This window comes from Rhizobium sp. BK619 (assembly GCF_014195245.1).
Taxonomy (GTDB): Bacteria; Pseudomonadota; Alphaproteobacteria; order Rhizobiales; family Rhizobiaceae; genus Rhizobium; species Rhizobium acidisoli.
The window spans coordinates 195,089-220,670 of the sequence record NZ_JACIBH010000003.1; the positions used below are offsets into that span (position 1 = coordinate 195,089).

Here is a 25,582-nt window from a genome sequence, read left to right on the forward strand (position 1 = left end):
CCGCCGGTTAAATCGATTCCGATTTGAGGAATAATGCGATACCTTCGATCTCAAACGAGGGTTTTTGAATGTCTTCCGCAGGCGTTTTCATCAGCATTATGGCAGCCTTGATGGTCGGCGCGATGAGTCCCGGCCCGAGCTTCGTGGTCGTCTCCAGGATTGCCATTTCGCGGTCGCGGCTGGATGGTCTCGCGGCCGCACTCGGCATGGGCGCCGGCGGTGTGGTTTTTGCCGTATTGGCGCTCGCCGGTCTGACAGCGCTGCTGTCGCAGTTCGAATGGCTCTATATCTTGCTGAAGGTGGCAGGCGGCGCCTATCTCATCTATATCGCCGTCAATATCTGGAGAGGTGCCGGAGAGCCGCTGGAGGTCTCCGACGCCGGCGACAGCCACCGCGCGCCGAGGCGCAGCTTCATGACTGCGCTGCTGACCCAGCTCAGCAACCCGAAGACCATCATCGTCTATGCCAGCCTCTTTGCCGCGCTCCTTCCGAGGACGGTGCCGCTCGATCTCATGATTGCGCTACCGCTCGGCGTCTTTGCGGTGGAAGCGGGATGGTATTCGATCGTGGCGCTGGCCTTTTCGGCCCGCCATCCGCGGCGGCTCTATCTCGCCGCGAAGAGCTGGATCGACCGGACTGCAGGTGCTGTCATGGGCGGCCTCGGACTTCGTCTCATTCTTTCGGGCTTGAGCGCGCGCTAAGACAATTGTCAGTTGGTGTTGCTGCCGTCCGCGGCACCCGGCGTCTTGTCCTTGGCGGCAAGCTTCTGCCAGGAATTCTGCTGCGAGAGCATGCCGCGGAGATAGGCGACATTGGCATCGGCCTGTTGCGGAGAAAGTTCGCGCCGCGCGATCTGCTCGGCTTCCGGGAAACGTCCCTGAAGGCCGACGACGAGGGCAAGGTTCTGCCTGACGCGGCTGTCGGCTGTGGGTTGGCTGGCGGCGGAGCGCAGATAAGTCTCAGCCGTGCGCAGATCGCCCGTCAGCACATAGGACATGCCGAGATTGGAAAGGATGGAGGGCTCGTTCGGCTGGATGTCGAGCGCGTCGCGGTAGCGCTGCCGGGCATCGCTTGCCTTGCCCATCTGGTCGAGGATCGCGCCTTCGGCCGAGATCAGCTTCCAGTCCGGACGATCAGGTGTCTGGGCGCGGCCGATCGTGTCGAGCGCCTGCTGGAACTGGCCGGCCGCCGCTTGCGCCTTGCCGTAGGCGGCCAGCACGTTGCGGTCGGCGGGATTGCTGATCGCCACCTGCTGCATCACCGCGAGCGCCTGCGCGTCACGGCCGTTCATGCGCAGCAGATTGGCGTAGTTGACGCCGGTGACGGGATCGCGCGGGTTCTTTTCATAGGCCTGGCCGAGCCGGTCGGTTGCCGAGCGCAGCTCGGTCGCGTCCATTTCTTCGACCGGCTTGGTAAGCTTCGGCACCGAGCCTGTCGTCATCCGATCCTTGGTCGTCGAGCAGCCGGCAAGTGCCAGGACGATCAGCGATGCCGCAGCGCCCTGCAGGATGCGATTGGTGAATGTGGTGGTGAGCGAGGCCGGCATGACGCGTTTCCCTGGATTCCGAAATCGGCGCCTGACCTCGAAGCGGAACAGGGAAAGGTTTGACGCAATCTTCGCTCCAGCAATAGTCTGTTAACCCTAACAGACCGTTAAGGAGTGATTCCTTGCGACCGCCGAAGGACAATCATGGCCCCCTATCAGTTTATCGAGAGACCGACCCCTTTCAACGCGAAGGGCGGTTCGACGCTGCCGATCTTCGCCGTCACCCCTGCCCATATCGAGACCGGCACGATCGATCCGATCGCGCTCGATTGGGCGCAGAGGGCGGGCTACAAGGCCGAAAGCGGGTCGCTGCTCTTGATCCCGACGGCCGACGGCCATCTCGGCGGCGCGCTGTTCGGTCTCGGCACCAATCCATCCGAGCAGCCTTATATCACCGGCAGGCTCGCCCGGGCGCTGCCCGCCGGCGACTGGCACATCGAGACCGCACCGCTGACGGCAAACCGCCTGGCTCTCGGTTTTGGTCTCGGCAGCTATCGTTTCGACCGTTACAAGTCTGAAAAATCGCCGGCGGCGACGCTGATGATCCCCCGCGATGCCGACAGTGCCGACATCAAGCGCCAGCTCGCCGGCGTCTTTCTCGCCCGCGACCTCATCAATACGCCGACGAACGACATGGGGCCGAACCAGCTCGAAACCGTGTTCCGTGGCTTGGCCGCACATTACAAGGCTGATGTATCGGTTATTGCGGGCGACGAGCTGCTCGAGCAGAATTTCCCGCTCGTCCATACCGTCGGCCGCGCCAGCGCCGATGCACCACGCCTTCTCGAACTGCGCTGGGGCAAGAAGGGCCATCGCAAGGTGACGCTCGTCGGCAAGGGCGTCTGCTTCGATACCGGCGGTCTCGATATCAAGCCCGCCGCCTCCATGCTGCTGATGAAAAAGGATATGGGCGGCGCGGCGAACGTCATGGGGCTTGCCCTGATGATCATGGACGCCAAGCTGAAGGTCGATCTGCGTGTCATCGTCCCGGTCGTCGAAAACGCCATCTCGTCCAATGCCTTCCGCCCCGGCGACATTTATAAGAGCCGCAAGGGCCTGACCGTCCAGATCGACAATACCGACGCCGAAGGCCGTCTGATCCTTGCCGATGCGCTTGCCTATGCCGACGAGGAAGAGCCCGATCTGCTGATCGACATGGCGACGCTGACAGGCGCTGCCCGCGTTGCGCTGGGTCCGGACCTCCCGCCCTTCTTCACCGATGACGCCAATCTGGCGCATGACCTGACCGAAGCGAGCCTGGAAACGGACGATCCGATCTGGCGGCTGCCGCTCTATTCCGGTTACGAAAAGGATATCCGCACCAAATTCGCCGATCTCACCAACGCGCCGGCCGGCGGCATGGCGGGGGCGATCACCGCGGCGCTCTTCCTCAAGCGTTTCGTCGGCAAGACGAAGAGCTGGGCGCATTTCGACATTTACGGCTGGGCGCAATCCGAGCGGCCGCATTCGCCGGGCGGCGGTGAAGCGCAGGCCATCCGCGCGCTCTTCCATCATATCCGCGAGAGCCTGCGCTGACGGATGCAAACGAGGGCTGAGGGGCGGTGGCATAGTCAAGCATTGCCCCTCCCTGCTGATCGTTAAAATTTTATTCACCCTGCCGGGCGGCAATTCCTGCCGCCTCTTGCATGTCCATGGCAACTGCCGGAAAATGAAACGTTAGCGTAACGATTTTCCGGAGGGGCCGTGCCGATCGAACTGACCGCCTCGCAGGCGCTGGGGCTCTGGCATGGCGTGGCGCTCGATCAGGTCCGCCACGATGACCGCGATTTGACGTTGCGCCAGATGGCGATCCTGCTGCATATTTATCTGGTGCCGCCGCCGCATACGGTACGTGGGCTTGCCGCAACACTTGATGTCACCAAGCCGGTCATTACGCGGGCTCTGGACACGATGGGCGAGATGGGCCTGGTCGATCGTGTGCGCGACGACGCCGACCGGCGCAGCGTGATCATCAAGCGCACTGTCGGCGGCGCGCTGTACCTGGAAAAGCTCGGCGACCTCGTCCGTGATCAGGCCCGCCGGCTGCCGCTCTGAGAGGCACCTGAAAGGCCAACTGAAAGGAACATCAATGACGATGCTCGACCGCCGCCTGCATGCCTATCGGCCCGATCTCGCCGAAGCGGGGCTCGAAGGCAAGGTAGAGGCATCGCGTTTCGTCGAAGGCGCCCCGGCCCGCATTGCCGTTCCGGTCGTGGGCTTGCGCCCCGAACCGAACCTTGCGCGTGGCATCGATACCGAACTGCTGCTTGGTGAGGATGTAACGGTGTTCGATCGCGCCGACGGCTGGTGCTGGGTGAAAGCTGCTTCGGACGGTTATGTCGGTTATCTCCCCGCCGAGGCGCTTTCGCAGGGCCTGATGGCACCGACCCATATCGTCACCGTTCAGCGCACCTTCCTTTATCCGGAACCGGAGCTGCGCAAACCCCACCAGGCCATCCTGTCGATGGGAAGCCGCGTCCATGTCGCCGGCGAGGCGGAAGCGCGGGGCAATCGCTATGTCGTGCTGGAGGATGGAACCGCGATCTTCGCCAGGCATGTCCAGCGGATCGGCGGGCTCGACGGCGCCGATTACGTCGAGATGGCAGCCCGTTTCCTGGAGACGCCCTATCTCTGGGGCGGACGATCCGGCCTTGGCATCGATTGCTCCGGCCTCGTGCAACTGGCGATGCTGATGACCGGCAGAGCTGCGCCGCGCGATACCGACATGCAGGCAGCCGGTCTCGGCCAGCCGATCGACCGCTATGAAATCCGCCGCGGCGACCTGGTGTTCTGGAAGGGCCATGTCGCCGTCTTCGAGGACCCGGAAACCATCCTGCACGCCAACGGCCACAGCATGACGGTGGCGCGCGAGAATTTCGAGGCCGCCGTCAAACGCATCGGCTGGCTCTACGAGCAGCCGACCGGCTACCGTCGCCCGCCCGGCTGATCAGCGCCGCACCTCGCGCGGGTCGAGAAGATCGCGCAACCCATCGCCAAGCATGTTGAAACCGAAGACGGCGAGCGCGATGGCAAGGCCGGGCAGGATCGCCAGCCAAGGGGCGAGCGCCAGATAGGTTTGCGCATCGGCCAGCATCCGCCCCCAGCTTGGCGCCGGCGGCGCCAAGCCGAGCCCGAGGAAGCTGAGACCGGCTTCGGTCAGGATCGCCAGCCCCAGCTGGATGGCGCCATGGACGATGATCTGGCTGATGATATTCGGCAGCACATGGCGCAGCGAAATGGTCAGGCGCGTATTGCCGATCGCGCGCGCCGCCATGACATAGTCGCGGCTCCAGGCCTGCAGCGAAGTCGCAAGCGTCACCCGGGCAAAGACCGGGATCATGAAGACGGCGATCGCGGTGATTGCGGTAAAACGGCCAGGCCCGAGAAAGGCGCCGAGCACCATGGCGGACAGGATCGGCGGCAGCGCGAAGATGACGTCGCAGATGCGCATCAGCAGCGCTTCGAAAAGGCCGCGGATCGCGGCTGCCGAAATGCCGGCGATCGAGCCGAGCGTCCCGCCGACTGCGACTGCGGTGATGGCGATCGACAGCGAATTCCAGCATCCCGCCATCATCATCGACAGCACGTCTCGGCCGAATTGATCGGTGCCGAGCAGGCCGAAGGCAAGCGGCGGCTGCAGTTTGTGAATGATCTGCATTTTTGCCGGCGGCAGTGGCGTCCAGACCAGCGACAGCAGTGCAACGGCGATAAGCAGCCCGATAATCACCGCCCCGCAAACCAGGTTCATTCTCCGGCTAAGTTTAAAAACTATGCGGCTGGCAAAGGCGCTGGAAACGACGGGAGCCATGCCTCAAGCCGCCTTTCTCATCCTGGGATCGATCGCCAGATAGGAGAGATCGATCACGAAATTCACGACGATGACGAGGGCGGCGAAGAACAGCACGACATCCTGCATGACGATGATGTCGCGCTGGGCGAGCGCCTGCAGCGCCAGTCGCCCGAGGCCGGGCAGGTTGAAGACGTTTTCCACCAGCACCGCGCCGGCAACGAGAAAGGTGAATTGCAGCCCGATCATGGTGAGGATCGGGATCAGCGCGTTCGGCACGACATGCCGCCACAGCACCACGCTGCGAGAAAGTCCTTTTGCGACGGCAGTGCGAGCAAAATCCTCATGCATCGTCTCGAGCACCGCCGACCGCGCCACCCGCGTCAACACGCCGGCCTGCGGCATCGCCAGCGCGACGGCCGGCATGGCAAGCGCCTGCAATGCCGGCAGCAGACCGGCACTCCAGCCCGGGAAGCCGCCGGCCGGCATCAGCCCGAGCATCGTCGAAAACAGGATGATCAACAGCAGCGCCACCCAGAAGGCCGGCACGGCAATGCTGATTTGCGAAAACAGCGTGGCGATGATGTCGAAGAGACCGCCGCGGCGCGCTGCGGCCAGCACCCCAAGCGGCAGGGCAATCGCGACCGAAAGAACGACCGCCATCAGCGCCAGTGGCAACGTTACCGCCAGCCGCTCGACGATCAGTCCGGCGACGGGGACGCCATAGGTGTAGGATTGGCCGAGATCCCCGGAGAATAGGCCGGCCAGCCATTGGCCGTAACGCAGGATGAGCGGCTGATCGAGCCCCAGATCGTGACGCAACGCCGCCAAGGTTTCCGGGCTTGCCGAAGTGCCGAGCATGATCGAGGCGGGATCGCCGGGCAGCAGATCCATGACAGTGAAGATCAGCAGCGAGACGATGAGGAGCGTGACAAGGAGACCGGCGAAGCGGCGGGCGAGGAGTGCGATCATGCGGGCCACGCTGGCGGGGTGGTACTGCGGCTCTCCGATGCGCTGGCGGCCGGTTTGGCAAGAAAGCCAACCCCACTCTCCGTCATGCTCGGCCTTGAGCCGAGCATCCATGCCACTGCTGTTGATGGATGCCGTGTGGATGCTCGGCTCAAGGCCGAGCATGACGGAGGGCGAGGCGGGCGAAGGGAGCCATTGCCGTCGCTGGCGCCCGCATCAGGGATGTCATCCGCCAGCGAAACCACACAATGTCGGCTCGGACTGAATTGACTTGGTGATGCAGAGAGCAGGATACGCGCTTTATCGGCCAATTGCATGCCGGATATCTCCCAAGCCCGTGCTACCACCAACCACTCAGCTAAACTACTGCCGCCTCACTCCTCCCACCAAACCCCGGACAGCACATTGGACGGCATCGGTTCGTTCTCCCACAGCCCCTTCAGCTTCCCGTCCCAGACGCCGAGTTTCGGCATGACGAAGAGGTAGAGCGCCGGCACGTCCTCGGCGAGGATCTTCTGCGTCTCGCCGTAGATCGCGTTCTGCGTGGCGGGATCGGCGGTCTCCTGGACCTTCTTCATCAGCGCGGTAAACACCGGGTTCTTATAGTTGAAATAATAGGGATCGCGCCCGTAGATGTCGATGTCGAGCGGCTCGGCATGGGCGACGATCGTCATGTCGAAGTTGCGGTCCTTCATGATGTCCTGGACCCATTTTGCCGGAAACTCGGTCGGCTCGATATTCATCGTCACGCCGATCTCGGCAAACATCGCCTGCATTACCTCAGCGCTGCGCGGCGCATAGGCCATCTGCGGCGATTTGATCGTGAAGGTGAAGCCGTTGGGATAGCCGGCTTCTGCCAGCAGCGCCTTCGCCTTCTCGACATCGTAAGGCAGCACGCCCGTCATATCCTGATAGCCGGGATCGTTCGGCGTGTAATGGCTGCCGATCGGCGTGCCGAGGCCGGACCATGCGCCGTCGATCACCGTCTTGCGGTCGATCGCCATCATCAGCGCCTGGCGCACGCGTTTGTCGTCGAACGGCTTCCTGGCATTGTTCATGCCGGCGACGACCTTGAGCTCGGTATTGCCGATCCTGGTGACAAGCCTTGCATCGCCCTCGAAAGAACTCATCAGCTCCGGTGCGGCAAATTCCGGAAAGGCATCGAGATCGCCGGATTTCAGCGCAGCCGCCTGCGCCTGCGGATCGGCGATAAAGCGGAAGGTCACCTTGTCGAGCTTGGCGGCCGCAGCCTTGTTCCAGTAATCGGCATTCTTTTCCAGCTCGACCTTGTCGCCCTTCGCCCAGCCGACAAATTTGAAGGGGCCGGTGCCGATCGGCGTCACCTTGTCATCGGCCGCGGTCTTGGGCGCGAGCATCACCGAGGCCGGCCAGCCGAGCCAGTAGAGCAGGCTGCCGGTCGGCGCCGAGAGATGCAGCACCAGAGTTTCTGCATTGGGCGCATCGATCGAAGCGATCGAGGCGAAGAAGCGTTTCTGCGGATTGACCGAATCCGCGCCGCGGGCGCGGTCGAGCGTAAACTTGGCGCTGGCGGCATTGAAGGCCTCGCCGTCATGGAATGTGACGCCGGTCTGCAGCTTGAACGTATAGGTCAGGCCGTCAGGCGAAATCTCCCAGCTTTTTGCCAGCTGCGGCTGGATCTTGCCGGCCTGGTCGATCGTCACCAGTCCCTCGAACACGTTCTGCCAGGTCACCTGGCCGATCGCCACCGGTGCCGCGATCGTCGGATCGAGGCCGGTCGGCTCGACGCTCATGCCGAGAGTGAAAGTGGTCTTCGCTGCCTCGGCCGGCGCCATCGCCGCCATCATAAGTCCCGCAGCAAGCGCCGCCCTGAGGGAAAGTTGCCCGGCGAAGCGCGCCGGTACGAAGGAAACCTTGATCATCCTGTCCCTGTCTGGCCGCGCGTCGAGGCGAAGGCCCTTCATTATCAGACCATGGCTACGCGGCGCACACATAATGACGAATATTACGGATCCGTGTAGCCAAAATAGCTACACAGCATATCCGCTGCAAATGCAAGCGTCAGCCTTTAATCCCCGTGCGTTGGCGCATGAAGTTTTCGATGAAGCCGACCAGTGTCGCCGCCGCAAAAGATAGTTGTCGGTCCGGCGCAACGCAGAGATCGACATGGGTGCGAATGCCGGTCTTGCCGGCAAGCGGGATGGCGCGCAACTGGTCGGCTTCGATCTCGCGGCGAACGGCAAGCGCGGGCAGCAACGTCGCCGCAGCGCCGCTGAGCACAAGCTCCTTCAGCATCTCGATCGAACTCGTGACGAAAACGGGATCGAGATTCAATCCCTCCTTTTCGATCAGCGCGTCGAAGGCCTGACGGAAGCCAAAGGAATGCTCCGGCAGCGCCAGTGGGTAGTCGGCAAGTTTCCTCAAGGAGATATCGGGCTGCGCCGCGGCCGGATGCTGCGGCGCGACGATAAGATCATAGGCGATCTCGGAACGCAGCCGGACCTTGGTGCCCGACATGACCGGCGCAAACAGCGTCACGGCGATATCGGCCTCGGCGCTGCTGACGGCGTCGACGGCCTGCCGCGCACTGCTGATCGTCACCGTAAAACGCAGCTTTGGATATTTCAGGCTGAATTCCGCAAGCACCGGCGCCAGCAGACTGGTCAGTGTGGCGCCATTGGCATAGATGCTGACATGGCCGTGTTGCAGACCCTTCAGGTCTTCGATCAGCTGCTGCACGTGATCGAGTTCGCGCAGCGTGCGGCCGGCGCGGGCGGCAAGCAGCTCGCCTGCGGCCGTCAGTTTGACGCCTCGCGAGCTGCGCTCGACGAGCGGTGCGCCGAAATGAGATTCGAGGTTTTCGATCTGCCGGCTGATCGCCGTCGGCGCGACATTGAGGTTCTCGGCCGCCTGACGCATCGAATTGGTCCTGACCAACTCGTCGAAATACATCAGCGCCCGGATCTGCATTCACGTCTCTCCGCCATTCCTGTTCGACCTGCCCATGCATGTCGCCCGGTTGCGGGTTAACGACATGCATGAAAACAACGCGTTTCAGCTTGCGACCCTATTCAATCAATGACCGTCGGGATAGCGGTCGCGCCATGCCTTTTGCGCGCCCTCGGCCGGCAGCGCGGTAGCGGCATAGACGCCGCGGGCGATCGCCCGCGCCATGACGATGGTGGCAAGATGGCAAAGCTCCATCAGGCTTGCCATGTCGTCTCGGCGATGCCTGGCCGTCGACGCGGCAAAAACCGTGTCCCCGTCGAGCGGCAGGTGCGCCGGCAGCAGCGCCCGGGCAAGACCGTCATGGCCGGCGAGCGAAAGCCGGTGCGCCTCGGCCTTGGTCAGCTGCGCGTCGGTCACCACCGCGCCGATCGTCGTCGCCGGCCCGTTCATTCCCTTGAGCCGCATCCTGTGATCGGCAATCGCAGGCATGCCGAGCCCGCCGAATTCTGCGTCTTTTTCGAAGGGTGCCGCCCAGAAATGCGGTCCGTCGCCGATCGTTGCCGAGCCGAGCGCATTGACGGCGACGATCGCCGCGACACGATGGCCGGCACTGCTGACGGCACTGGCCGAGCCGAGCCCGCCTTTGACGGTGGCCGTCGTCGCCCCTGTGCCGGCGCCTGTGGTGCCGAGCGTGAATGTGCCCTTGGCGGCGGCCTTCAGCGCGGCATAACCCATGTCGCGGTAGGGCGAGTGCAGCCCCCAATCCTTGTCGCCGCCGTTCAGCAGATCCATCAGGATCGCCTGCGGCACGATCGGTATGCGCACCGGCCCGACCGCAAAGCCACGGCCGAGTTCGCGCAATCCGGCCTGCACGCCGCCGGCGGCGTCCAGCCCGAAAGCCGAGCCGCCGGAAAGCACGAAGGCATCGACGGCGTTGACGGTCATCGATGGGTCGAGCAGGCCGGTGTCGCGCCCGCCCGGCGCACCGCCGAGCACCGTGCCGGATGCGACGGCCGGCGCGTCGAAGACGATGACCGTGACGCCGGAACCGAGCGCAAGGTCGGTCGCATGGCCGACGGAAACGCCGTCGATATCGGTGATGAGGTTGAGAAGATCGGGCAAGGGCGGATCCTTATGCGGATAGGCCGCCGATAGGACTGCAATTGCTCTTAAAAAACAAGACCGGCCCCAAATGGCGGGACCGGTCGGACATCGGGAAAAGCCGTGAATGCAATGCCGGCCTCAAGCCCTCAGGCATGAAGCGGCTTCGGATGACGGCGGGTCATCAGATCGTGGATGGCCAGCCGCACCTCGTCGGGCGAGCCGAAACGCTGCTCGTCGAGGTCGTGGACATGAAATTTCACGGCGATGAATTTCAGCCGGTCTTCATCGGGAATGACGATCCCGACAGGAACGCCTGCATATTCGATAACTTGCTTCTTCATAGATAGAACTCCTGCCGCGCGACATGCGCAGCCATGGCGAATTGACTTGTCTGGTACCGTTGAAAGGAGGACGAACGTCACATTCGACAGTTCGGGCGGGAGAGGGCGCCCGGACGGTCATTGCCAAGCACAGATCGCCCAAGGTCGGCGAGAATATCGATGTCTATCATGCTCGTTCCTTGCGTTGGCGTTGCACTTGAGAGGTCCCGGAAGAGCCCGGGGCCGGCGATGGCTGTCACTGATAAATCTACTAACTTGGTAGAGATTACCCTGCAGCCTGTCAGAAACATATTCCGAAACGTGTCAAAATATCGACGATCCGAAAAAATTCATTCCATCCTGATCGAACTTATAGAAAGAAACATATCCGCTCTTCGTAAAATTCGCATGACAGAATCGAAACTCTTTCGACCGCCGCAGCAGAGATAGGAAGCCCGGCTGATTCAGGCAATGGGCCGTTTCATTAAAAAGCGAAGTGCCTTGAAATGACCGATTTGGTTAAGACGGCAAGACCCTGTCACCAGCCTTCATCAAGCACCTTTTCCAGCATGTCCGCGAAGAAATCCGCGCTTTCGATGCTGAGGCAGAGGGGTGGCTTGATCTTCAGCACATTTTGGTGATCGCCGGTCGGCTGCATGATGACGCCGAGGGTCAGCAACCGCTCGCAGATTGCCGCCGTCTCTTCGCTCGCTGGCTCCAGCGTCGTTCTGTCGCGGACGAATTCGAGCCCGAGATAGAGCCCCATGCCGTGCACGGCGCCGGCGATCGGGTGGCGGTCGATCAGCGCGGCGAGCCGCGCCTTCAGGTGATCGCCGACCTCTCGCGCATTGTGCTGCAGCTTTTCCTCGGCCATGATGTCGAGCACCGTCATGCCGGCGACGCAACTGACCGGGCTGCCGCCAGTGGAGGAAAAGAACGTGCCCTCCTTCCCCAGCGACCCGGCGATCTCCCGGGTGGTGATGACCGCGCCGAGCGGATGGCCGTTGCCCATGCCCTTGGCGATGGTGATGATGTCGGGCACGACGCCCTGCTGTTCGAAGCCCCAGAAATAATGGCCGAGCCTGCCATAACCGACCTGCACTTCGTCGGCGATGCAGAGGCCGCCGCGGGCGCGCACCTGCGCGTAGACCTGGCCGAGATACCCGTCCGGCAGTGGAATGCCGCCGGCATTGCCGTAGACCGATTCGCAGATGAAGCCGGCAAGGCCCTCGCCGCCGGCGTCGATCGCCTCCAGCACCGGCGTTATCGCGCCGAGATACCCGGCCGCCGTATCGGGACCGCGGAATGCGCCTCGATAGGTATTCGGCGACGCGACGGCATGCACCCAGTCCGGCCGGGTGGTCAGCGCCTGCGGATTGTCGGCGATCGAGGTGGAGACGGCGTCACTTGCCGAAGACCAGCCATGATAGGCTTCGAGCAGGCAAAGCATGTTGCGCGCGCCGCTATGAGCCTGCGCCAGCCGGATCGCCAAATCGTTCGCCTCCGAGCCGCTGTTGACCAGGAAGACCGTATCGAGCCCGTCGGGCGAAAGTGCTGCGAGCCGCTCGGAAAACTCCGCGATCGCGGCATAGTGGAAGCGTGAGTTGGTGTTCAGCCGCAGCCACTGGGCACTGATCGCCGCCGCAAGCCTGGGATGGCCATGGCCGAGAATGGAGACGTTGTTGACCATGTCGAGATAGGCGCGGCCCTCGACATCGAAGAGATGCTCCTTCCAGCCGCGCTCGATCTGCGGCGGCGCCGCGTAATAATTCTTCTGCGCTCCTGCCAGATGTGCCAGCCGCCTGGCGAACAGCTCGGCGGTTTCCGGTTTCGGCGCATCGGCCCCAGGGCCGAGAAGCAGCGAGGGAGAAGGGCAGAGCGCCGACCAGGCCCCCGCCTCGCGCGGTGTGGCAAAGAGCGGCGGCTCGAGCCCGGCGACGCGGCAAAGCTGGGCGCGCAGCCCGCCGAGCGACGAAGCCTCGCCGACGACAGTGCCGAGCGCGTCGCCGCCGGCAAGCTCGGCGTCGTCCTCGACCGAGAGATCGAGCCCGTCGAGGTGCAGGGTCATGCCGTCGCCGGTCAGTGTCAGATGCTGGTCTTTCCAGCCGATGCGACCGGCAAAAGGCGCTGCGATCGCACTGCCGGCGGCAAGGCATATATCGATGTGCAGAGCGCAGGTCGCCTGTCTTCCGGCGGCTCCCGCCCGGGAAAGCCGAAATTCGCCGTAGCGCGTCGCTGCCGTGCCGTTCTCGGTCGCAGCGCGGGCAAGCAGCCGCCAGTCCATGTCGGCATTCAGCCAGTTGCCGGCGGAAAGATGCGGGCTCCGCACGCCAAGGTCGACATAGGCGATCCCGGCGGGATTGATGTCAGGCAGCAGCGGCAGCCATCCCGATGGTTCCGGGGTGGCGACATCCGCGCCGGCTGCCTGGAGGATTGCGGCTTCCATCAATTCGAAGGGAACGGACATCGCCGTATCGAAGATCGCCCGCTCGCGGTCGAGATTGCCGCGGGCATAGTCATTCTCGGGATCGATCGAAATCTGCTGCTCGCTGCTGGCGACGAGAATGACCGCGCGTGCGACGATCAATGGCCAGAGCGCCTTCAATTCCTCCTCGGTCAGCGGATAGATCGCCTGATAGGCAGTGACGGCAGGCAGGATATGAAAAGGGTCGCCCTCGGCATGATGCAGCAGCGAGGCGCAGGTGACGGCGAGGTCGCCGACCAGCCAGCCGCGGATAATGTCGCCGAAATCGATCACTCCGTCGGGAATGATCTGGCCATGGGCACTGCGATGACCGACGACATTGTCGCCGGTGACGTCGTGATGCACCGCCTGCAGCCGAAGCGACGGCGCCAAGGGCTGGATGCGGCGAACGGCCATCACCATGGTCTTGGCGATCCGGTCGCGCGCGGCACTGTCGGTGATGGCGGAAAGCAGCTGCACCGCGACCGGCCCGGCCCGCCTCAGATCCCATTGGAGGCTGCGGTCGAGGCCGGGATGGTTGAAATCGGCAAGCGCCTGCGCCAGCTTGGCGCAGAGCGCGCCGAGCGCCGCAACGGAAGCCGGCGCCAGGTAGGTCAGTTCCGTCAGCCCCTGACCTTCCAGATATTCCAGCAGCCGGACCTGGTAGCCTTGCCCGCGCACCGTCAGCACGACGATCTCCCGCCCCTCATTGCTGGCGATCACATTGGGAACGCGTGGCGCATCCTGCTTGCTCTTGAGGTGATGGATCGCGGCATTCTGCGCTTCGAGTTCGCGGGTCTCGTAGGCAGCATGGCAGATCTTCAGGACGTAGCGGCCGCGATCGCTATCGACGCGGTAGTTCCGATCCTGCTGACTGCCGAGTTCGGCGATGGTGCCTGACAGGCTGTAATGGGCAAGAAGGATCTCTTCCGCGTCGGCAACGGTCACGTTGGGACGCGGCAGCGACATGCGATCAACAAGCGCCTCGTCGGTCATGACACCCCTCCCGCAGCATGATTCGATTACCTATTGAAGACGATAATCAAATACTTGCTGCTGGCAGGCAACGGGAGATTGTCGTCTGCCAGCAAAAGAGATGTGGTTTCGACCGCGTTCAACCCATGCGTTCGGAGGCGTAGCTGCCGGGGCTTGCCGGGAAGACCACGGTTCTATTGCCGTTGATGAAGGTGCGGTGGTGGATATGGGCGTGGATGGCCCGGGCCAGCACCTGGCTTTCGACGTCGCGGCCGATCGAGACATAGTCGTCTGGCGACTGCGCATGGGTGATGCGGGCCGTGTCCTGCTCGATGATCGGGCCTTCGTCGAGATCGGCGGTGACGTAATGGGCGGTTGCCCCGATCAGTTTGACGCCGCGTCCGTAGGCCTGCTTGTAGGGGTTGGCGCCCTTGAAGCTCGGCAGGAAGGAATGGTGGATGTTGATGATCTTGCCCGACATCTTCTGGCACATTTCGTCCGACAGGATCTGCATGTAGCGGGCAAGCACGATCAGTTCGGTGCCGGTCTGCTCGGCCACCTCCATGATATGGGCTTCGGCCTGAACCTTGTTGGCCTTGGTGACCGGAATATGGTGGAAGGGGATGTCGTGGTTGACCACGACCTTCTGATAGTCGAAATGGTTGGAGACGACGCCGACGATATCGATCGGCAGCGCGCCGATCTTCCAGCGGTAGAGCAGGTCATTGAGACAATGGCCGAAGCGCGACACCATCAGCAGCACCTTCATGCGGCTTTCGCTGTCGTGGAATTCGTATTCCATCGAAAAGGGTGCGGCGACGGCGGCAAAATCGGCGCCGATCTCTGAGCCGGACAGGCCTTCTTCCGAGATGAACGAGACACGCATGAAGAACTTGCCGGTATCGAGATCGTCGAACTGGCTGGAGTCGATGATGTTGCAGCCCTTCGCCGCCAGATAGCTCGAAATCGCCGCAACGATGCCGCGCGTCGACTTGCAGGATACCGTCAATACATAGCTTTTCATGTCTCTCCCTCTTCCCTCTTCAAGGCCGCGGCCGTGCTTAGATCAAAGCCTGGGCCGCGAACAGGCCGGTGCGCTTTCATTCATGCGACAAATTGCAAGATGACCCATCATGTTTGTGCAAGTTCTCTCGCTTCCGGGTCTTCATGTCTCGCCTGTCGTTATCGCAAAACCGCTGCACAGTTTTGCGCGACAGGCCTTAGCTTAGGAGAAGTTACGCAAAAAACTGTGCCGCCAGCGCCGTGGGCATGCGTATTCTCGCCTTCGACGGGCGAAGTTAGGCCGGCGGGCGGCTCGCCACCGCCACTTTCCGCCGCGGCGTGGTGATTTCATGGATAATGGCGCCGCCGATCGACGAGAGCACCAGCGACAGGATCACGAAGAGCACCGGCTGCTGCAGGATGCCGATCGGCAGCCGGTCGGCGGCGACCCTCAGGAAGGCGAGCGTGAAGGCGTGGGTGATATAGATGCTGTAGGAGCAGTCGCCGAGATAGTTCAGCCAGCCGATAAAAGGCAGCCTGGAAAAGTCGATCGAGACCACGCCGTAGACGATGAAGATCGCCGGGATTCCCCAGGCGTAGAACCGGCTTTCCGGCGGCATCAGCGCCTCGTTGATGAAGAGGAACGCAAAGCCGATGATGAGCGCCGCCCATGCCCAGCGGTTCGGCAGAAGCACCTTCTGCCGATAGAGCCAGCCGAGCACGGTGCCGGCGAGAAACTCCAGAATGATCGGCTCGCCGTAGAAGCGGGTGACTGTTGTTTCCGGCAGCAGCCGGCAGGCGATCAGGATGACGGCGAAGACGGCAAACATTGCCGGGATGCGGCGGGTTTCCGAGAGCGGCAGCAGCAGCGCGAAGATGAGATAGAAGAACATCTCGTAATTCAGCGTCCAGCCCGGCACGACGACCGGGGTGATCACGCTCGGATCGGCGGCATTGGCCCATGGCAGAAAGAACAACGAGGCGATCAGATGCGGCAGGTCGAACACTGTCGATTTCAGCAATGAGGGAGCCACCAGCGCCACGACAGCCGAAAACAATGTTGCCAGCCAATAGAGCGGGACGATGCGTTTGATGCGCCGGCGGGCGAAATCGATCGGGCTCATCGCCCGCCCGCTCGTCGTCAGCCACATCACGAAACCGCTGAGCACGAAGAAGATGTCGACGCCGGTCTCGCCATAGACGAAGGTGGTGGCGTCGAGCGCGGGATTGACCTTCGCAAGCTGCAAGATCGCGTGGAAATAGACGACCATCAGCGCCGCGACGGCGCGCAGATATTGAAGCTGGACAAGCATCGAGCGTCTCCTCGGGCTCGCGCGGGCGCCGTGCCGCTGCGGTCAACTCTCTACATCCGCCGCACGATCCTGCCGGAGGCGCGGGCTGTCGTGGAAGCGCATATATCCGACGACGAACCACAGGAGCCCGGCGATCTTCATCGAGAAAACGGCGGTTCCCCCGATCATCATATTCAGAAAAATGAAAAGAGAAAGTGAATGGGCGCAGCGCCGCTGCGCCGCCGTGCGGCCCGCCGGAAACAGGCAGACGAACAGCCATAGGGCGATAACGCCGAAGATCGTCGCCGCGTAGATCAGGTAGACATAACCGCTGTCGGCGAATTCGGCGACCCGGTCGACCGAAAGCCCGAGGATGGCGAGCGGATCGAGCTCCATGATCTTCTTCATCGTCAGGTTGATGCGGCCGGTGAAATTGTCGCCGGTCGCATTGGGTTTCAAGGTGTAGACGAGGAAACCGGCGGCGACGATCAGCGGCATCAGCGCCAGATTGAAATTCCTCGGGATCTTCGGAAAGACGAAATAACCGGCGATGCAGGCAAAACAGAAGATCAGCATCGTGCGGGTGTCGTTCGTCACCAGGATCAGCACCGCGGTGCCGACGAACAGCAGCCGGTCCCAGCGGCCTATTCTTTCCCACATGGAAATCAGATAGATCGCGATCACGCCGCAGAAATTGGCGAGCGACACCTGTTCGAGGAAGATCGACGACGAGCGGTGGTCGATGATGCCGAAGGAGAAACGCTCGGGAAAACCGAGCGCGTTCTGGAACAGGCCCGTCGTGTTGTAGCTCAGCGGCAGCAGCCCGCGTGTATTGGCGAAATAATCGGACGGATGCACGATGCTGACATAGAACGGCACGCTGACGATCTCGAAGATCAGGAAGATCATGACGGCAAGGCTTGCCCAGCGAAAGGCGAGTTTCATCGTCTTCTCGTTGCTCCAGCCGCCGAGGCCGGAAAAGCAGAAGATGATCAGAACGTTGCGGAAATGATCGACGAAAAGCATGCGGTTGAGCACGCTGACATAGATCGTCACGACAAGCGTGAACAGCAGGAACAGGAAGGCCGGCAGATCGGTCTCGTAGATCCCCTTGTGCAGGATGTAGAGGATGGCGCTCGCCATGATCAGGCCCTCGCTGGCGGCGACATGCGTCAACGAGAGCGGCATGATGTTGTGGTTGATGAAGGCGAGAATGCCGTTGTAGAGCACCGACAGCAGTCCCAGCCAGAGCACGGCATGATCGGTCCGCGCCGCTTCGCCGGCTGCACTGCCGGCCATAGGGAAAGCTGCGTTCTGGTCGAGGACCGCCACCGTCACTTCCCCGCTGGCTTGACGCTGGCGCAGGCGCCGGCTTTGGCTTTTGCCGAATTGACGAGAAGCCGCATCTGCGGCCGCTCAGCGCCCTTTCGCGGCTGGACGTTGAACGGCTCGTCGGCCGGCCACCATTCGCCTGCGGCCCAATAGGACCAGCCGAGCCAGGCGTCGCCATTATCGGACATGGTGGAATAGATCTCGGTCAGCCCGCTCATGCAGTCCTTGTCGGCGGCGGCGCCGAACTCGCCGAGAAAGCCGCGCTTGTGGTTCTTCTTCAGCCAGGCGGTGACGCCGGCGATCGCTTCGACAGCGCCGGTAGCACCCTCGCAGGTCGGATGGGTTCCGGAGGAATCAATGTCGAGATACTGGTGGACCTCATAGGCGTAGAAGTCGAGCGGATCGCGCACGCCGAGCATCACCGTGCCGTTGGCGCCGCCGATCACATCCTCCTCCCAGCTGTGAGCGCCGCTCCAGGCCGTGCCCGGCACCAGGATGAGGTTGCGGGCGCCGACGGCGCGGATGCTGCGGATCGCCGCATTGGCGGCATCGAGCCAGTCCGTCGCCTTGATATCGTGCGGCTCGTTCATCAGGCCGAAGAGCACGCCGTCCTGATTGGCGAATTCGACCGCAAGCCTTGCCCAGAAATCACCGAAGGCGGCATCCGTCGCCGGCGCCGTGCCGACCTGCACCTTGTCGTAATAGCCGAAATTATGCGGGTCGAGCAGTACGGCCATGCCGTGCTTGCGGATCAGCCCGCCGGTGTCCTTGATCCGCTTGAGTTCGTCCTCGTCGAGCCGGCCGCCCAGCGCCGGCTGCAACCGCTCCCAGCGGAAGGGCAGCCGGACGATCGTCATGCCCTTTTCGGCGAAATAGCGGATCGTCTCTTCGCTCGGATAGGTGTAGTTCGTGCCGTAAATGCCGTCGCGCTCACCATATTCGCCGCCGGAAAGATTGACGCCGCGATAGCAGGGCGGGTCGGCCGCAAGGGTCGGCGAGGGGACGAGAGCGGCCGCAAGCAGCAGCGCCGTCAGATGTCGTCTCGTCCTCATGGCTGTCCTCGTAATCCAGGCAAATCGCAACATCGGCGTCGCTCAGATTATTTTAACGGTCCGTTAGCTAAGAATTTCTAAAGTCTGAGCACCTCGGCTTCAGTCTTTCACGCTGGGCAGGACACGAGTGCGCGTATGAACCAGTATGACAGGAACAGGGTAAGCCGGCTCCCTGGCTGGCGCAGTTATGAGTCGTCTCAGACTGCGCCGGAAGGCGTGCGCATGCGCAGTCCCGTGGTCCGTCCGGACGATTTCGTCCCTCCGCCGCCCGAACCCGCCCCTCCTGCCTTTGTGCCGCCGCCGGCAAGTGTTGCGCAACCCCGCCAAGCCGAACGCCCGGCGCCCCCGTCCTTGGCTGTGCCCCCGACGGCGCCCACGACGGCACCTAGGAAACAGCCGGTCGTGGACGCGCCGCCGAACGCAGTGCCCGCCTCTGCCGCACCGCTTCTCGACCTCCGCTCAAGCGTCGCCGCGATCTGGAGCCGGCGGTTGGTCGTGCTTGTTCTTGCCCTTCTCGGCGCCGTCGCCGGCGGGGTGGTGGCGCCCACCATCGGGCAAAAATTCACCGCCGTCAGCAGCCTCTATTTCGATCCGCGCCAGATCGGTCTTGCCGATGCGGGCGGTCAGTCTTCGGGGCCTTCGCCGGAAATGATCTCGACTTTGATCGACAGCCAGGTGCAGATCCTGACCTCCGGCAATGTACTGCGCCGCGTCGTCGAGACCATGAAGCTCGACCAGGATCCGGAATTCACCGGCGGCCGCACCGATGGCGCCGCCGTGATCGGCACTCTGCAGAAGGCGCTGGTCATTACCCGGCAGGCCAGCACCTATGTCGTTTCGCTTGCCGCGACGACCAATGATCCCGAGAAATCGGCAAGACTGGCCAACCAGGTCGTCACCTCCTTCACCGAGGAGGAAAACAGCGCCTCGAACGGCATCTACGAAAACACCTCCTCGACGCTGGACGGACGCCTCGACGATTTGCGGCAGAAGGTGCTGGAGGCTGAGCAGGCTGTCGAAACCTTCCGCGCCGACAACGACATGGCCGCGACCGAGGGCAATCTGATTTCCGATCAGCGGCTCGTCTCGCTGAACACGATGCTGGTGACGGCGCAGGAAAAAACCATCCAGGCCAAGGCCCGCGCCGATGCCGTCGCCAATCTCCGCGTCGAGGATATCGTTGCCGGCAACCAGGCGGAGGGCGGCGTCACTTCGCCGCTGGTCAGCCTGCGCCAGCAATATGCCACCCAGGCCGCCGCCGTCGGCAGCCTCGAAAGCCAGATGGGTACGCGCCATCCGCGCCTGCAGGCGGCCCGCTCCTCGCTGCAGAGCATATCAGGCGAAATCAAGGGCGAACTGCAGCGTCTCGCTACCTCGGCAAGAGGCGAATACGAGCAGGCCAAGGCCGCCGAGGACAGCATCGCCAAGGAGCTTGCCGTGCAGAAGGCGCTGCAGGCGAGCACCTCGGACAAGCAGGTGGAATTGAACGAATTGCAGCGCAAGGCGACGGCGGCGCGCGATATTTACGAGACGGTGCTGAAGCGCTCCAGCCAGACGAGCGAGGAGCAGAACCTCAACCAGAGCAACATTCGCGTCATCTCGCCGGCCGAGCCGCCTGTGAAGGCCGACGGCCCAGGAAAGAAGATCCTGCTTATCGCAGGCATCATCGGCGGTCTTCTTGCCGGTTTCGTCGTCGGCGCCGGTTTTGCGATCCTCGCCGGCCTTTTCGGCCACCCCGTCATCAGAAGTTATTTCAGCAGGTCGCCCGCGACCACCGCTTGATGACGGTCGCCGGTTTCCCTACATCCTGTGAGTGCCCTATTGCCGGCAGGAGAATTCCCATGCGGCCTATGATGATGCTTCTGATGTCGCTCGTTGCCGTGTCCAGCCTGGTGCCTGCGTCCGCCTTTGCCGTCGACTGGACGAAATCGCTCGATTCCGGCGTTCAGCCGCTCTACCCCTACAAGGGCCTGCCCGGCGTCAAGGCGCAGCCGGACAAGAAGGAGGAAGAATCTTATAATTGCCGCACCGAAACCGTCCAGATCCGCCGCCGCTACGACGAGATCTTCCGCTCCGGCGGCATGCCGACGCTGATGTATGTCTGCGAACGCGACGGCTTCATCTCGATGGACGACAAGGTCCCGCTGCGCGGCCACTATCAGCCGGTGCGCTGAAGGCTCCAGCAGAATCCGTCAAAGATCGCGGAAGAAGCCGGAAAGGATATTCCGCCTGCTGATTCCGGAAGACCACTGTGTCTTCTGCCTCCTGCCGTCCCCGGCACGCTTCTTGCATTGTTACTAATATTCTAACTCTTGGGGAGAAAGTGACATGCAATGGAACACATCGGCGGATTTTGCGCCTCTCGTTCTCTTTCTCGGCGACCGGCACACGCGCAAGATCGTCCGGACGCTCCGAGACGCCGCTGAAGTTCTGATGACCGACTGGCCGTTTGAAGATGGAGAGGAATATGTTGCGGCGGTGAAGGCTTGCGCCGATGCCGTCACGGGGCAGGCTGGGATGAACGAACTCAGGGAATTGCTTCTGAGCGCCGCCAGAGAAGCCGGCATGGGGGTTTTGACCGTAATTCCCGACAGCGGGAAGGCGACGGCCGAAATGGCCGCGTGAAGGCCATCAACCACGCCACCATGCGCCGGCCAAAGCGGCGCTGACGCATGAGATGCGCATGCTGCGAACCGCCCGATAGGGGAAAGCTCCGCTGATGGCTCCCGCAGCATACCGGTCCGGCGGTCGCGTGCTGTCGACAAATGCACACGCCGCCAGAAAAACCTCACTTCGGAATCCCGAAATTCCCCCGCTTCGGGATTTCGAAATGCGCCGGGTTTTGCGAGGTGTCGTCGTCGGGAAACATCGAATGATTTCAAGCCAACAGCCAATTTCGGGATTCCGAAGTGCTATATAGATTATGGTAGGGAGTTCGGGTGATCGCCGCCAGTTCTTGTCCCGAAGGGGCGGTTAGGTCTTGAGATCAAGCTGGAGCGGAGTGCCGGTTGCTTCGGCGACTTTAGGCTTCCGATTTTTTGCCGCACGGCGCGGTGGCTTTGTGTTCTTCGGCAGAGTGTCGGAGCCGAGCTCGTCTGGCTCGGAACCGACCAGCAGCGGATAGGCAGCAAGGACCGCTGCCGTCGAGTGTTCATCAACGACCTGTTTGGCCGGAGGCATCTCAATGGCCAGCTTGGCGACTGGCGTCTCGCGCGCCTTTGAAGGCTCGGGGGTGCTGGCTACGGATGTGGCATATCGGATCATTACAAGACTCCATTGTGTTCGCCTTATGTTCCATTCAACAATGAGCAAGTCAATGGCGGCTGGCTATCGGGACCGGAATACGCGTCAATATGGATTTTGAAAGTCTTTGGATTTGAGCTGACAAGCCTCAAACGCATTGTTGCAGGCCTTTTCCAGGCACAAAATGCGTAAATTTTGGAAAGGCTTAACTCCTTGATCCGGTAGTGATCAAGAATGGAATGGTGCCCAGAAGAGGACTCGAACCTCCACACCCTTTCGGGTACCAGCACCTGAAGCTGGCGCGTCTACCAATTCCGCCATCTGGGCGACGGAGAGCGATGTAAGGGGGCAGCTCCTGACTGTCAACCGGGTTTTTGAAGTTTTTCTGACAGTTGGCGAAAAACAGTCGGTCACGTCGGAGAGAGTGGCCGGAGAGCAGCGTAGCGCTTGGCTCGGGCGCGCCCTATATAAAGGAAATATCGAAAAGGAATGCTCCATGCACTCTTCCCGCACGCTTCTGCTCGCCGGTCTTTTAGCCCTTCTTGCGCCGGCTGTGGCCGGCGCTGATTCGCTGAAGCTGGGCAAGCCGGGGGTCGGGCCGCTCAACACCGGATCGACGCTCTGCGATTTTCGCGGCTGTTTCGGTTTCGGGCCGCAGCAATGGCACCGCCCCGCCTATGTTCAACCGAATTACCGTCCGCGGGGCGCGGGGCCGACCTATTACCTGCCGGGGGCTGCCGGGCGGCCGCAACTGACCTATGATCCGCCGCCGGTGCGCCGGGTGCAGCCGAACGCTCCGAACAAGCATATCGCCTGGTGCACCAATGAATACCGCTCCTACAATCCGAGGACGGATCATTTTCTCACCTATGAAGGCGTCTACAGGGTCTGCCGCTCGCCCTATCGCTGAGGCTGCTGCGGTCAGCTTTCCAGCGAGGCGCGGTCGACATGGCCGAGATCGCGGCCGGGCTCGACGATGTCGCGGACCCGCTGCTTCAGCTCCTTCGGCCCGGGAAAGCCGCCGTCGCGCTTGCGCTCCCAGATCAGATCGCCATTGACGCGGATCTCGAAATTGCCGCCGGTGCCGGGGACCAGCGCCACTTCGCCGAGACTGTCGGAAAAGGTGTGCAGCAGCTCCTGCGCCATCCAGGCGGCGCGCAGCAGCCAGTTGCACTGGGTGCAGTAGAGGATCGAGACGCGGGCTTTTTCGGTCATGGCGATTTCCTTTCGTTCGCGTGGATTTAAGCCCTTGCGGCGTGCGCGCGCAATGGCGCGCAGGCATCTTGCGCGTCGCCCGCCGGCATGGTCTCTTCCATCGTCGGTCATGCCGGGGAGAACCCATGCGAGTCGCAGTCGTCGAAAATATGCGCAATACCGGTCTTGGCGCGCTTGCCAGAGCACTCGACGAGGCGGGAGCTCTTATCGAGTGGTTTCGCGTCTGGCAGGACGGCATCCTGCCCCGGGATATAGTCGGTCATGACGCGCTGGTCGTTCTCGGCGGCGAGCAGAGCGCGCTGGATGACGAGATGCATCCCTACCTGCCGGAGCTCGCCCGGCTTTCGCGTGCCTTCGGTGATGCCGGCAAGGCCGTGCTCGGCATCTGCCTTGGCAGCCAGATCCTCGCCCGCGCCTATGGTGCGGACAATCATCTCGGCATCGCCCGCGAATTCGGCTGGCACAAGATCGGCGTCACCGCCGAGGGCCGGGCCGATCCGCTGCTGTCGGCGCTTGGCGATGAATTCACCATCTTCGAATGGCATGCCGATACGTTTTCCCTGCCTGAAGGTGCTGTGCGCCTGGCGACGAGCCCGGTCGCCGAAAACCAGGCTTTTCGCATCGGCCGCGCCGTCTATGGCACGCAGTTCCATTTCGAGGCCGATAGGACGGTCGTCGAACAATGGAAGGCCGAATTCCCCGATGCGATCGAGCGCATCGCCGCCGGCTGGCTGGAGAACCATGCCGACCTGGCGGCAAGACATGGTGGTGCCGCCGATGCCGCGGGCCTTGCCATCGCCCGCGCCTGGGTTGGCCTGATCGAACCGGAAGAGATCCGGTTGCGGTCGCAAGTTTCCGCTTAGGGGCGATGCGATGCCGGCGAGCGAACGCGAGAAAATGGCGGCAGGCGAATGGTATTGCTGCCTGGACGACGAGCTCGATCTCTTGCGCCGGCAGGCGCGCCTGGCGGTTCATGCGCACAATACGCTGCCGCCGGACGAGCGCGGCGCCATGGCGCCGGCCCTGAGGGCGCTCCTTGCCGGCGTGGCGCCTGATGTCTTCATCGAATCGCCATTTCACTGCTCCTACGGCATCAACATCACGCTCGGCGAACGCGTCTATTTCAATGCCGGCTGCACCATCCTCGATTCCGGCCGGGTGATCATCGGCGACCGCAGCATGTTCGGACCCGGCGTGCAGATCTATTGCGCCGAGCATCATAAGGAGGCCGCACTTCGCAGCGCCGGCATCGAGATCGCCCGGCCGGTTTCGATCGGCAGCGATGTCTGGATCGGGGGCGGCGCCATCATCCTCGGCGGCGTGACGATCGGCGAGGGCGCGATCGTCGGTGCAGGCGCCGTGGTGACGCGGGATGTGCCGGCCGGCGCAACCGTGGTCGGCAATCCGGCCCGCATCCGATAACGACGGCAAGACGGCATTCCAAGCGACTTGCCACCTCGACAGCGGCGATCATTCCGCTAGATCATCGGCGAACGGGAGGAAATATCGTGACAGCACAGAACCTACCGATCGAAGGCGGCTGCCGCTGCGGCCGGGTGCGGTTGAAGATCAGCGCGCCGCCGCTGCTGACCATGGCCTGCCATTGCACGGGCTGCCAGAAGATGACCGCGAGCGCCTATTCGCTGAGCGCTGCCATCCCCAGCGAAGGCTTCGAGGTCACGAAAGGCAAGCCTGTGATCGGCGGCCTGCACGGCGTGACGAAACATTATTTCTGTCCACACTGCATGAGCTGGATGTTCACCCGCCCGGAAGGCATGGACTGGTTCGTCAACCTGCGCGTGACCATGCTCGATGATCCCAGCTGGTTCACCCCCTTCATCGAGACATGGACGAGCGAGAAGCTGGCCTTTGCCGAGACCGGCGCGGTGCATAGCTATGAGGCGCTGCCGGCCATGGAGGCCTATGAAGGGCTGGTGAAGGAATATATGGGCCGGGGATGAGTCAAAACTGCCGGTATTTCGCAAATGGCAGGCCATGCTTCGCAACATATTCGTTTTGCTCCGCGATCGCCTCGGCGTTTTCAATTCGCCAAAGTCTTTCGCGTTCTTCGCGAGGCAGCGTTTCATCATCGCTTGTCTTTTGATCGACGGCCTGGACTTTGCCGCCCTTGTTGGAATCGGTATCTGCGCCTGCCGCCGATCCAGGCTTTCCGGTTGCTCGGCTTTCATTCTTCATGGCAGAACCTCCCTAGCAAATGCTGGCGCATTGGCGCTGGCATCATACCTTGCGCAGTCTAGGCGATACACCCCGGAAATGCGACTTCCGGGCTACCGACGGGCTTTCGTTGGACAACTGATAGAGCCTGACTACTTCTCCTCCGTCATGCTCGGGC

General features: G+C 62.5%; 26 protein-coding genes and 1 tRNA gene. 11 read left to right on the top strand and 16 right to left on the bottom strand.

Going from position 1 to position 25,582, the window contains the following annotated elements; genetic code table 11:
* Positions 1-68: 68 nt before the first annotated feature.
* Positions 69-701, top strand: coding sequence for a LysE family translocator (locus FHX14_RS06635; RefSeq protein WP_179612756.1), 633 nt, complete (start codon positions 69-71; stop codon positions 699-701).
* A gap of 8 nt (positions 702-709) precedes the next feature.
* Here FHX14_RS06635 and FHX14_RS06640 read toward each other — a convergent pair whose 3' ends face one another.
* Positions 710-1,546: a tetratricopeptide repeat protein gene (locus tag FHX14_RS06640; RefSeq protein WP_003589210.1), complete on the bottom strand. Its 837-nt coding sequence runs from the start codon at positions 1,544-1,546 to the stop codon at positions 710-712.
* A gap of 144 nt (positions 1,547-1,690) precedes the next feature.
* Here FHX14_RS06640 and FHX14_RS06645 point away from each other — a divergent pair, with 144 nt between their 5' ends.
* The 3 genes from FHX14_RS06645 to FHX14_RS06655 all read left to right on the top strand — a co-directional run bounded on the left by FHX14_RS06645 (position 1,691) and on the right by FHX14_RS06655 (position 4,493).
* Complete coding sequence (locus FHX14_RS06645; RefSeq protein WP_184376628.1) at positions 1,691-3,082, top strand: M17 family metallopeptidase; 1,392 nt, start codon at positions 1,691-1,693, stop codon at positions 3,080-3,082.
* Positions 3,083-3,250: 168 nt separating this feature from the next.
* Positions 3,251-3,601 carry a MarR family winged helix-turn-helix transcriptional regulator gene (locus FHX14_RS06650; protein WP_003589207.1) on the top strand — a complete coding sequence of 117 codons (351 nt, stop codon included), beginning with the start codon at positions 3,251-3,253 and terminating at the stop codon, positions 3,599-3,601.
* 34 nt (positions 3,602-3,635) lie between these two features.
* Positions 3,636-4,493, top strand: a complete 858-nt coding sequence (locus tag FHX14_RS06655) for an NlpC/P60 family protein (RefSeq protein WP_184376629.1) — start codon at positions 3,636-3,638, stop codon at positions 4,491-4,493.
* On the opposite strand, the gene FHX14_RS06660 is transcribed toward FHX14_RS06655, so the two are convergent.
* The 11 genes from FHX14_RS06660 to FHX14_RS06710 all read right to left on the bottom strand — a co-directional run bounded on the left by FHX14_RS06660 (position 4,494) and on the right by FHX14_RS06710 (position 18,771).
* Entirely contained in the window at positions 4,494-5,354 is an 861-nt protein-coding gene (locus FHX14_RS06660; protein WP_184376630.1) for an ABC transporter permease, read from the bottom strand. It lies immediately after the preceding gene.
* A 3-nt stretch (positions 5,355-5,357) separates the two neighbouring features.
* Complete coding sequence (locus tag FHX14_RS06665) at positions 5,358-6,305, bottom strand: ABC transporter permease (protein WP_184376631.1); 948 nt, start codon at positions 6,303-6,305, stop codon at positions 5,358-5,360.
* A gap of 371 nt (positions 6,306-6,676) precedes the next feature.
* A complete protein-coding gene (locus tag FHX14_RS06670; RefSeq protein WP_184376806.1) occupies positions 6,677-8,203 on the bottom strand; it encodes an ABC transporter substrate-binding protein in 1,527 nt (508 codons plus the stop codon).
* 139 nt (positions 8,204-8,342) lie between these two features.
* Positions 8,343-9,251 (bottom strand): LysR family transcriptional regulator, encoded by a 909-nt coding sequence (locus FHX14_RS06675; protein WP_184376632.1) that lies wholly within the window; start codon positions 9,249-9,251, stop codon positions 8,343-8,345.
* Between the two features lie 105 nt (positions 9,252-9,356).
* Positions 9,357-10,352, bottom strand: a complete 996-nt coding sequence (locus FHX14_RS06680; RefSeq protein ID WP_012559588.1) for a P1 family peptidase — start codon at positions 10,350-10,352, stop codon at positions 9,357-9,359.
* A 128-nt stretch (positions 10,353-10,480) separates the two neighbouring features.
* Positions 10,481-10,675 (bottom strand): hypothetical protein, encoded by a 195-nt coding sequence (locus FHX14_RS06685; RefSeq protein WP_003544544.1) that lies wholly within the window; start codon positions 10,673-10,675, stop codon positions 10,481-10,483.
* Positions 10,676-11,192: 517 nt separating this feature from the next.
* The gene (locus tag FHX14_RS06690) at positions 11,193-14,114 is read right to left on the bottom strand and encodes an aminotransferase (RefSeq protein ID WP_184376633.1); all 2,922 of its coding nucleotides are present in this window, start codon (positions 14,112-14,114) and stop codon (positions 11,193-11,195) included.
* Positions 14,115-14,232: 118 nt separating this feature from the next.
* The gene (purU, locus tag FHX14_RS06695) at positions 14,233-15,117 is read right to left on the bottom strand and encodes a formyltetrahydrofolate deformylase (protein WP_184376634.1); all 885 of its coding nucleotides are present in this window, start codon (positions 15,115-15,117) and stop codon (positions 14,233-14,235) included.
* A 274-nt stretch (positions 15,118-15,391) separates the two neighbouring features.
* Complete coding sequence (locus FHX14_RS06700; RefSeq protein WP_184376635.1) at positions 15,392-16,408, bottom strand: acyltransferase; 1,017 nt, start codon at positions 16,406-16,408, stop codon at positions 15,392-15,394.
* 42 nt (positions 16,409-16,450) lie between these two features.
* Positions 16,451-17,719, bottom strand: a complete 1,269-nt coding sequence (locus FHX14_RS06705) for a hypothetical protein (protein WP_012559592.1) — start codon at positions 17,717-17,719, stop codon at positions 16,451-16,453.
* Positions 17,720-17,721: 2 nt separating this feature from the next.
* Complete coding sequence (locus FHX14_RS06710) at positions 17,722-18,771, bottom strand: glycoside hydrolase family 5 protein (RefSeq protein ID WP_184376636.1); 1,050 nt, start codon at positions 18,769-18,771, stop codon at positions 17,722-17,724.
* A gap of 135 nt (positions 18,772-18,906) precedes the next feature.
* On the opposite strand from FHX14_RS06710, the gene FHX14_RS06715 reads away from it, so the two are divergent.
* The 3 genes from FHX14_RS06715 to FHX14_RS06725 all read left to right on the top strand — a co-directional run bounded on the left by FHX14_RS06715 (position 18,907) and on the right by FHX14_RS06725 (position 21,396).
* On the top strand, positions 18,907-20,553 hold the full coding sequence (locus tag FHX14_RS06715) for a GumC family protein (RefSeq protein ID WP_184376637.1): 1,647 nt from the start codon (positions 18,907-18,909) through the stop codon (positions 20,551-20,553).
* A gap of 59 nt (positions 20,554-20,612) precedes the next feature.
* Positions 20,613-20,945 carry a hypothetical protein gene (locus FHX14_RS06720; RefSeq protein WP_054182137.1) on the top strand — a complete coding sequence of 111 codons (333 nt, stop codon included), beginning with the start codon at positions 20,613-20,615 and terminating at the stop codon, positions 20,943-20,945.
* A 154-nt stretch (positions 20,946-21,099) separates the two neighbouring features.
* Positions 21,100-21,396, top strand: coding sequence for a DUF982 domain-containing protein (locus tag FHX14_RS06725; protein WP_184376638.1), 297 nt, complete (start codon positions 21,100-21,102; stop codon positions 21,394-21,396).
* A gap of 348 nt (positions 21,397-21,744) precedes the next feature.
* Here FHX14_RS06725 and FHX14_RS06730 read toward each other — a convergent pair whose 3' ends face one another.
* Both FHX14_RS06730 and FHX14_RS06735 read right to left on the bottom strand, forming a co-directional pair.
* Positions 21,745-22,035: a poly(hydroxyalkanoate) granule-associated protein gene (locus tag FHX14_RS06730; protein ID WP_184376639.1), complete on the bottom strand. Its 291-nt coding sequence runs from the start codon at positions 22,033-22,035 to the stop codon at positions 21,745-21,747.
* Between the two features lie 219 nt (positions 22,036-22,254).
* Positions 22,255-22,341, bottom strand: a tRNA-Leu gene (locus FHX14_RS06735).
* Between the two features lie 169 nt (positions 22,342-22,510).
* Here FHX14_RS06735 and FHX14_RS06740 point away from each other — a divergent pair.
* Positions 22,511-22,924 (top strand): BA14K family protein, encoded by a 414-nt coding sequence (locus tag FHX14_RS06740; protein ID WP_184376640.1) that lies wholly within the window; start codon positions 22,511-22,513, stop codon positions 22,922-22,924.
* Positions 22,925-22,935: 11 nt separating this feature from the next.
* Here the strand turns inward: FHX14_RS06740 and FHX14_RS06745 are convergent, their stop codons facing one another.
* Positions 22,936-23,229 carry a SelT/SelW/SelH family protein gene (locus FHX14_RS06745; RefSeq protein ID WP_184376641.1) on the bottom strand — a complete coding sequence of 98 codons (294 nt, stop codon included), beginning with the start codon at positions 23,227-23,229 and terminating at the stop codon, positions 22,936-22,938.
* 125 nt (positions 23,230-23,354) lie between these two features.
* Here FHX14_RS06745 and FHX14_RS06750 point away from each other — a divergent pair, with 125 nt between their 5' ends.
* The 3 genes from FHX14_RS06750 (at position 23,355) to FHX14_RS06760 (ending at position 25,190) form a co-directional block, all read left to right on the top strand.
* On the top strand, positions 23,355-24,092 hold the full coding sequence (locus tag FHX14_RS06750) for a type 1 glutamine amidotransferase (RefSeq protein WP_184376642.1): 738 nt from the start codon (positions 23,355-23,357) through the stop codon (positions 24,090-24,092).
* A gap of 10 nt (positions 24,093-24,102) precedes the next feature.
* Positions 24,103-24,651 (top strand): sugar O-acetyltransferase, encoded by a 549-nt coding sequence (locus FHX14_RS06755; RefSeq protein WP_184376643.1) that lies wholly within the window; start codon positions 24,103-24,105, stop codon positions 24,649-24,651.
* An 86-nt stretch (positions 24,652-24,737) separates the two neighbouring features.
* Positions 24,738-25,190, top strand: a complete 453-nt coding sequence (locus FHX14_RS06760) for a GFA family protein (protein ID WP_184376644.1) — start codon at positions 24,738-24,740, stop codon at positions 25,188-25,190.
* Position 25,191: 1 nt separating this feature from the next.
* Here the strand turns inward: FHX14_RS06760 and FHX14_RS06765 are convergent, their stop codons facing one another.
* Positions 25,192-25,425: a type II toxin-antitoxin system CcdA family antitoxin gene (locus tag FHX14_RS06765; protein ID WP_184376645.1), complete on the bottom strand. Its 234-nt coding sequence runs from the start codon at positions 25,423-25,425 to the stop codon at positions 25,192-25,194.
* Between the last annotated feature and the right edge of the window lie 157 nt (positions 25,426-25,582).

Bases quoted from the DNA above. Each gene is read 5' to 3' on its own strand.
- FHX14_RS06675 (WP_184376632.1), bottom strand. From the start codon at position 9,251: ATGCAGATCCGGGCGCTGATGTATTTCGACGAGTTGGTCAGGACCAAT.
- FHX14_RS06700 (WP_184376635.1), bottom strand. From the start codon at position 16,408: ATGCTTGTCCAGCTTCAATATCTGCGCGCCGTCGCGGCGCTGATGGTC.
- FHX14_RS06645 (WP_184376628.1), top strand. From the start codon at position 1,691: ATGGCCCCCTATCAGTTTATCGAGAGACCGACCCCTTTCAACGCGAAG.
- FHX14_RS06685 (WP_003544544.1), bottom strand. From the start codon at position 10,675: ATGAAGAAGCAAGTTATCGAATATGCAGGCGTTCCTGTCGGGATCGTC.
- FHX14_RS06660 (WP_184376630.1), bottom strand. From the start codon at position 5,354: ATGGCTCCCGTCGTTTCCAGCGCCTTTGCCAGCCGCATAGTTTTTAAA.
- FHX14_RS06715 (WP_184376637.1), top strand. From the start codon at position 18,907: ATGAACCAGTATGACAGGAACAGGGTAAGCCGGCTCCCTGGCTGGCGC.
- FHX14_RS06640 (WP_003589210.1), bottom strand. From the start codon at position 1,546: ATGCCGGCCTCGCTCACCACCACATTCACCAATCGCATCCTGCAGGGC.
- FHX14_RS06665 (WP_184376631.1), bottom strand. From the start codon at position 6,305: ATGATCGCACTCCTCGCCCGCCGCTTCGCCGGTCTCCTTGTCACGCTC.
- FHX14_RS06655 (WP_184376629.1), top strand. From the start codon at position 3,636: ATGACGATGCTCGACCGCCGCCTGCATGCCTATCGGCCCGATCTCGCC.
- FHX14_RS06755 (WP_184376643.1), top strand. From the start codon at position 24,103: ATGCCGGCGAGCGAACGCGAGAAAATGGCGGCAGGCGAATGGTATTGC.
- FHX14_RS06710 (WP_184376636.1), bottom strand. From the start codon at position 18,771: ATGAGGACGAGACGACATCTGACGGCGCTGCTGCTTGCGGCCGCTCTC.
- FHX14_RS06670 (WP_184376806.1), bottom strand. From the start codon at position 8,203: ATGATCAAGGTTTCCTTCGTACCGGCGCGCTTCGCCGGGCAACTTTCC.
- FHX14_RS06690 (WP_184376633.1), bottom strand. From the start codon at position 14,114: ATGACCGACGAGGCGCTTGTTGATCGCATGTCGCTGCCGCGTCCCAAC.
- FHX14_RS06745 (WP_184376641.1), bottom strand. From the start codon at position 23,229: ATGACCGAAAAAGCCCGCGTCTCGATCCTCTACTGCACCCAGTGCAAC.
- FHX14_RS06750 (WP_184376642.1), top strand. From the start codon at position 23,355: ATGCGAGTCGCAGTCGTCGAAAATATGCGCAATACCGGTCTTGGCGCG.
- FHX14_RS06765 (WP_184376645.1), bottom strand. From the start codon at position 25,425: ATGAAGAATGAAAGCCGAGCAACCGGAAAGCCTGGATCGGCGGCAGGC.
- FHX14_RS06725 (WP_184376638.1), top strand. From the start codon at position 21,100: ATGCAATGGAACACATCGGCGGATTTTGCGCCTCTCGTTCTCTTTCTC.
- FHX14_RS06730 (WP_184376639.1), bottom strand. From the start codon at position 22,035: ATGATCCGATATGCCACATCCGTAGCCAGCACCCCCGAGCCTTCAAAG.
- FHX14_RS06635 (WP_179612756.1), top strand. From the start codon at position 69: ATGTCTTCCGCAGGCGTTTTCATCAGCATTATGGCAGCCTTGATGGTC.
- FHX14_RS06720 (WP_054182137.1), top strand. From the start codon at position 20,613: ATGCGGCCTATGATGATGCTTCTGATGTCGCTCGTTGCCGTGTCCAGC.
- FHX14_RS06740 (WP_184376640.1), top strand. From the start codon at position 22,511: ATGCACTCTTCCCGCACGCTTCTGCTCGCCGGTCTTTTAGCCCTTCTT.
- purU (WP_184376634.1), bottom strand. From the start codon at position 15,117: ATGAAAAGCTATGTATTGACGGTATCCTGCAAGTCGACGCGCGGCATC.